At 44.2% G+C, this 4,477-nt stretch carries 9 protein-coding genes; 5 read left to right on the plus strand and 4 right to left on the minus strand.

What is annotated here, in order from left to right; translation table 11 throughout:
- The 3 genes from RMO27_RS06385 to RMO27_RS06395 all read left to right on the plus strand — a co-directional run.
- A partial coding sequence (locus tag RMO27_RS06385; RefSeq protein ID WP_309730687.1) for a DnaJ C-terminal domain-containing protein occupies nucleotides 1-255 on the plus strand: 255 nt, incomplete at its 5' end.
- Nucleotides 252-563: a chaperone modulator CbpM gene (locus tag RMO27_RS06390; RefSeq protein WP_309730692.1), complete on the plus strand. Its 312-nt coding sequence runs from the start codon at nucleotides 252-254 to the stop codon at nucleotides 561-563. The genes RMO27_RS06385 and RMO27_RS06390, both read left to right, overlap by 4 nt.
- 52 nt (nucleotides 564-615) lie before the next feature.
- Complete coding sequence (locus tag RMO27_RS06395; protein ID WP_309730695.1) at nucleotides 616-822, plus strand: hypothetical protein; 207 nt, start codon at nucleotides 616-618, stop codon at nucleotides 820-822.
- Between the two features lie 227 nt (nucleotides 823-1,049).
- Here RMO27_RS06395 and RMO27_RS06400 read toward each other — a convergent pair whose 3' ends face one another.
- The 3 genes from RMO27_RS06400 to RMO27_RS06410 form a co-directional block, all read right to left on the minus strand.
- On the minus strand, nucleotides 1,050-1,697 hold the full coding sequence (locus tag RMO27_RS06400; RefSeq protein WP_309730698.1) for a PEP-CTERM sorting domain-containing protein: 648 nt from the start codon (nucleotides 1,695-1,697) through the stop codon (nucleotides 1,050-1,052).
- 198 nt (nucleotides 1,698-1,895) lie between these two features.
- Nucleotides 1,896-2,573, minus strand: a complete 678-nt coding sequence (locus RMO27_RS06405) for a phosphoribosyltransferase (RefSeq protein WP_396133627.1) — start codon at nucleotides 2,571-2,573, stop codon at nucleotides 1,896-1,898.
- Nucleotides 2,545-2,931, minus strand: coding sequence for an HPF/RaiA family ribosome-associated protein (locus tag RMO27_RS06410; RefSeq protein ID WP_309730705.1), 387 nt, complete (start codon nucleotides 2,929-2,931; stop codon nucleotides 2,545-2,547). Before RMO27_RS06410 ends, RMO27_RS06405 begins: the two co-directional genes overlap by 29 nt.
- Before the next feature lie 154 nt (nucleotides 2,932-3,085).
- Here RMO27_RS06410 and RMO27_RS06415 point away from each other — a divergent pair, with 154 nt between their 5' ends.
- Both RMO27_RS06415 and RMO27_RS06420 read left to right on the plus strand, forming a co-directional pair.
- Nucleotides 3,086-3,547: a DUF4365 domain-containing protein gene (locus tag RMO27_RS06415; protein WP_309730707.1), complete on the plus strand. Its 462-nt coding sequence runs from the start codon at nucleotides 3,086-3,088 to the stop codon at nucleotides 3,545-3,547.
- Nucleotides 3,548-3,592: 45 nt separating this feature from the next.
- On the plus strand, nucleotides 3,593-3,910 hold the full coding sequence (locus tag RMO27_RS06420; protein WP_309730709.1) for a hypothetical protein: 318 nt from the start codon (nucleotides 3,593-3,595) through the stop codon (nucleotides 3,908-3,910).
- A 123-nt stretch (nucleotides 3,911-4,033) separates the two neighbouring features.
- On the opposite strand, the gene RMO27_RS06425 is transcribed toward RMO27_RS06420, so the two are convergent.
- Nucleotides 4,034-4,315: a TRADD-N-associated membrane domain-containing protein gene (locus RMO27_RS06425; RefSeq protein ID WP_309730711.1), complete on the minus strand. Its 282-nt coding sequence runs from the start codon at nucleotides 4,313-4,315 to the stop codon at nucleotides 4,034-4,036.
- Nucleotides 4,316-4,477: the final 162 nt, after the last annotated feature.

Here is a 4,477-nt window from a genome sequence, read left to right on the forward strand (position 1 = left end):
GGGGCAGAAATTAGCGTGCCGACACCCGATGGTAGCGTGAAAATGAAAGTACCCAAAGGGATAAAATCGGGGCAATCGCTCAGACTGCGCGGCAAAGGCTGGACATTGCCAAAAGGGGGACGCGGTGATTTATTCGCCAAACTTCAAATCGTTACGCCCCAAGAGCTTAGCTCGATCGAGCGAGAATGTTACGAAAAAATTCAAGCACATACCAGCTTTAACCCGCGTTCCCAGTTAGAGGAGATTAAATTATGACTTTCAGCCTTTCGACGATGGTGGTTTCGGATGAAGGAGAGCAACTTTACACCTTTGAATCTGCTGCCTCGATCGCGCAAACTTCGATTTCGGTTATCCAGATTTATGTGCAGTTGGGCGTAATCGAACCGACAGGCTCGATGCTGCATTCCCGCGAGATTGCCCGCATCGGTCAGATTCAGCGGTTGCGTCAAGACTTGGGGCTGAACCTAGTTGGAGCCGCGATGGTGCTAGATCTGGCTCAGGAAGTCGCCCAATTACGCGCACAGCTTGAAGTTTATCGGGCTGGGTCGCCGAATTCGTTTTGAATCGACAATCCAGATTAATAATTAATTAACTGCATTAGTCAAGGTAATTTTTATGCTCTCAGGAGATGCGATCGAGTTATTACGGAGCTTGAATCACGCCGATAAATTGTCTGCCATCCAACTGCTAATTTCAGATTTAGTTAAAGAAGAAGCCGACTTCCTAAAATCTGGTTTATCGTATGAGAGTTCATCTCTATATGATGATTCTGGTGATAGTGAATTAGTAGAACTAGCGGAAATAGATGATGAAAGGTTCTGATGCCAAGTCTGATCGATCCAGGCTGCTTATTTCTTTTTCACCAGCTTATGGTGTCTCTGCTGCCGCAGGAGGGATCGATCATCAGAAAGTAGTTGGGTTGCGATCGGAATGACTGTAAAATATTGCCACCGATCGCTAAAAATATTTCTGGGAGAGCGTTTTAGCTAATACTAGCTGGCAAGCGGTTCTGTTTTCAAGGATGCGATAAGGTCAACTTCCGCTTGCTACTAATTATCGATCGCAGCTTTTAGCTTTTTTCTCATCCTGAAAGCTACTGTACCACCGATTAATGTGCCGATAATTGTGAATGGTTCGGGAACTGAAACTGGAACAGCAGATGTTATGCTAGCACTTATTACTGATGCGAAGTCTTGGCTGTTATAGAAATATCTTCCCCACAAAAAAGCACCAAGGGGGGGGCTTTGTGGTGATGGTCTATTTCCAATAGGATTATAGAAGTAAAGAGATAGGCTATTCGGAGATCTATAATCACCTGTAGAAAATAGATAAATCTGCTCACCGATGATGCCAATATCTATGTTAGATGGACTAGGTTGATTTCCCTTAATCTCATTAAAGAAGTTCCCATCTCTGTTAACTTTAATATCCCAAGATGAAATAGGAGTTGTAATAGGCCCACCCGATCCTGGAAGCCCTGGTGGAGAAGAAACATCATTGGACACTGAAAAGATTCCTGTAAAATCTCCTTGAAAATCCCCACAGTCTACTCCTAATGCTCGATTGCATTCCAAGGTTCCATTAATATTGAAATCAGCAGCTTTCGCCGAGCTAGCAATACTACTAACTGAGATTCCACTGACTGCAAGACTGATTAATAAAGCAATTTTATTTTTAAGTATAAAGTTTATTTTCATGTTTTACATAGTTTTTACTAAAGAGAATACTTTGAATTTAAAGAAAAGTAAAAGCACTCAGATCTAAATATTACATTTAAATATTTTTTTTCAGTAAAACGGCTTACCATTGCGTCCCCAAATTGGCTTCTCTCACCCACAAAGCCCGTATTGGCTACAATAGTCCAACGCGCCAAAAATAATCACTCTTCTAGTTCGTTAGATCGACGATTGCGGGAGCGGGCATTGAGGATTATGGGTTGCTACAGTTAGCAATTCACACACTTGTGCGTCGGTTGTTTGAGTAAAGTCCTCGTACCAGAGGCCGATCCCACAAAACTGTTCGGGGGTGATTAAGCACACCACCTCATCGACTTCGGTTCTCAATCGATCGCAAGTGTCGAGCGGTGCAACGGGAACGGCGATAATTATGCGCTGTGGTTGCTGGGGTTTGAGTACGCCAATGGCTGCTCGCATCATCGCACCCGTTGACAACCCATCATCTACCAAAATGACAATCCGATCGCGGATATCTAGTGGCGATCGATCGCCCCGATAGATAAGATCGTGGTGTTGTAATTCCTGAAGTTCGAGATCGGCTACTTCGGCGATCGTATGTCCAGAAATTCGCAACCAATCAAGCAAATCTTCGTTCAATACTTCAAATCCGCCCGTGGCGATCGCCCCCATCGCCAGTTCTTTATTGCCAGGGACACCCAGTTTTCGCACCAAACAGATATCCAAGGGCGCATTCAGTGCTGTGGCTATTTCAAAGGATACGGGTACGCCACCGCGAGGAATTCCCAATACGAGGAGATCGGGGCGGTTGGCATACTGGATCAGTTTGCTGGCGAGTAATTTTCCCGCCTCAGAGCGATTGCGGAATCGGGTCTCGATCATCACTCTCACCTCTTACATGTGTCTTGATCTCGCTGCGTCTTTGCTGTGTATAATCCTTGAGTTGACGTTCGGCACTCTCAAAGGCATCACGAATGGCAATATGCAGATTTTCATGTGTCTGTTGGTCTGGCGGCTGACGATTGATGACTAACTCGCTACCAGGAACGGTTAAGTTGATTTGAACGTGGCAGATATTGCCTTGATGATGGTGGCGATGGGGTACTGCAATGACAACGCGACAATCACTGAGCCGATCGGCAAATTTTTCGAGTTTGGCGATATGTTTACGAATCTTGGTTTCGATTTTGTCTGATGGGGAGAGGTGCTGCCAGATGATTTGGAGATTCGACCGCATAATTTCTTGACCTCTTGAGCTGCTTACCAATCAATGTAGGCTAGAAATCTGAGGAACTTGTGAGGGATCGAAATGTCACAATTCAGCGTATTAAGGCTGGAAGAAAATAGCTAGAATGGTTAAGATAAAGCAAGTAAGTGAGTGATAAAAAAGTTTGCTGCCCGAACCGATTGTAGAAGAACTATTGAGTCTTGCCCACGTCCACGCGATCGCGGCTGTAGCCGGAATTAGCATTTCTAACTTTGATCGAGATTTTGGTGCCGACGGGACATTTCGCCAAATTACAATATTAGGTAATCGACGATATGTTAGTGGTTATGCTTTGGATTTTCAACTCAAAGCTTCTACTCAATGTCAAATTGAAGCAGAATCTATAGTTTATGATTTGGAGGTTAAAGTTTATCACGATTTGGTCAACCGCCAACAAATGATCGGCTCAACACCGATCGTGTTGATTCTGAAGGTTCTACCCTATAATCGAGATGAGTGGCTAAATGTATCAGAAGATAGTTTACTCTTGAGTGGTGGGTGCTTGGTCATATTTGCAAGGAGAGCCAAGCAAAAATCGTTCGGCAGTGAGAATTCGTATTCCGAGATCTCAGAGCTTAAATCCTAATTCCCTTTCTATGCTACTCCGTTGCGTTCAAAATGGAACTTTGCCATGTTAGAAATTAGTCCCAAAATAGTTAGAGATGTTGGATTATCGGTAACAGATGTCACGAACTATCTCATCCAACACGGCTGGCAAAAAATAACCAGTCAAAACGATCGATTGCAAGTATTTCAAGGCATTAATGACGACCTTGGCAATCCAATTATTTTACCGTTACCAATTAACGATAATTTTATCGATACGCCGTTACGATTGTCAGAAGCCGTAAATTTAGTGGCTTTTGTCGAAAATCGTGCGCCAGAAAGTGTGTTAATCGATTTGAGAGATCGCTGCGATCGCTCGATCGAGACCACTATCTCTACATAATTTTGGGTGCAGTATCGATCGAGTAAAATCAATAACTCGATCGAACTAATAGGACAAGGATGAGGTTCCGATGATATCTCAATGACTTTCCCGAACTCATCACCACAAGTTTGGGAGATCTATTTAGTCGTTTAACTCCTCAAAAATGCGATCGAGTCTGTCGTTGGCATCCTTGGCTAGTTTAATGCAGTACACTGTCGATCCTGCTCCCGATGCCGCAGTGAGCGCACCTTCGGAGAGATTGCCACGGAGGAGTAATCCCGCACCTGTAAGGCTCACAACGGCAGAAGCCGCAGTAGCAAGCAGAGATAGATTGAAGCTGAGGCTGGCTTGTCTGATTCGCTCTTGAATAATCTTGGCAAGCTGATTTTTAGGATCGGGTTTAGTTTCTGTTGGTTTAGGCATCGATTTAACCTGTTTGAGAATGGGTTAAATCTACTTTCTCAAATCGGATTGAGACTCGGCTCTCAAACATTGCCTGACATCCACTGACATTGCCAAACATTGGCTGACTCGGTGGATAAAACCACCCTGCCCTCGAAATTTAGGTAGGGGCAATTCATGAAG

It is taken from the genome of Chamaesiphon sp. OTE_75_metabat_556 (assembly GCF_031378165.1).
In the GTDB taxonomy this organism is placed as follows: Bacteria; Cyanobacteriota; Cyanobacteriia; order Cyanobacteriales; family Chamaesiphonaceae; genus Chamaesiphon.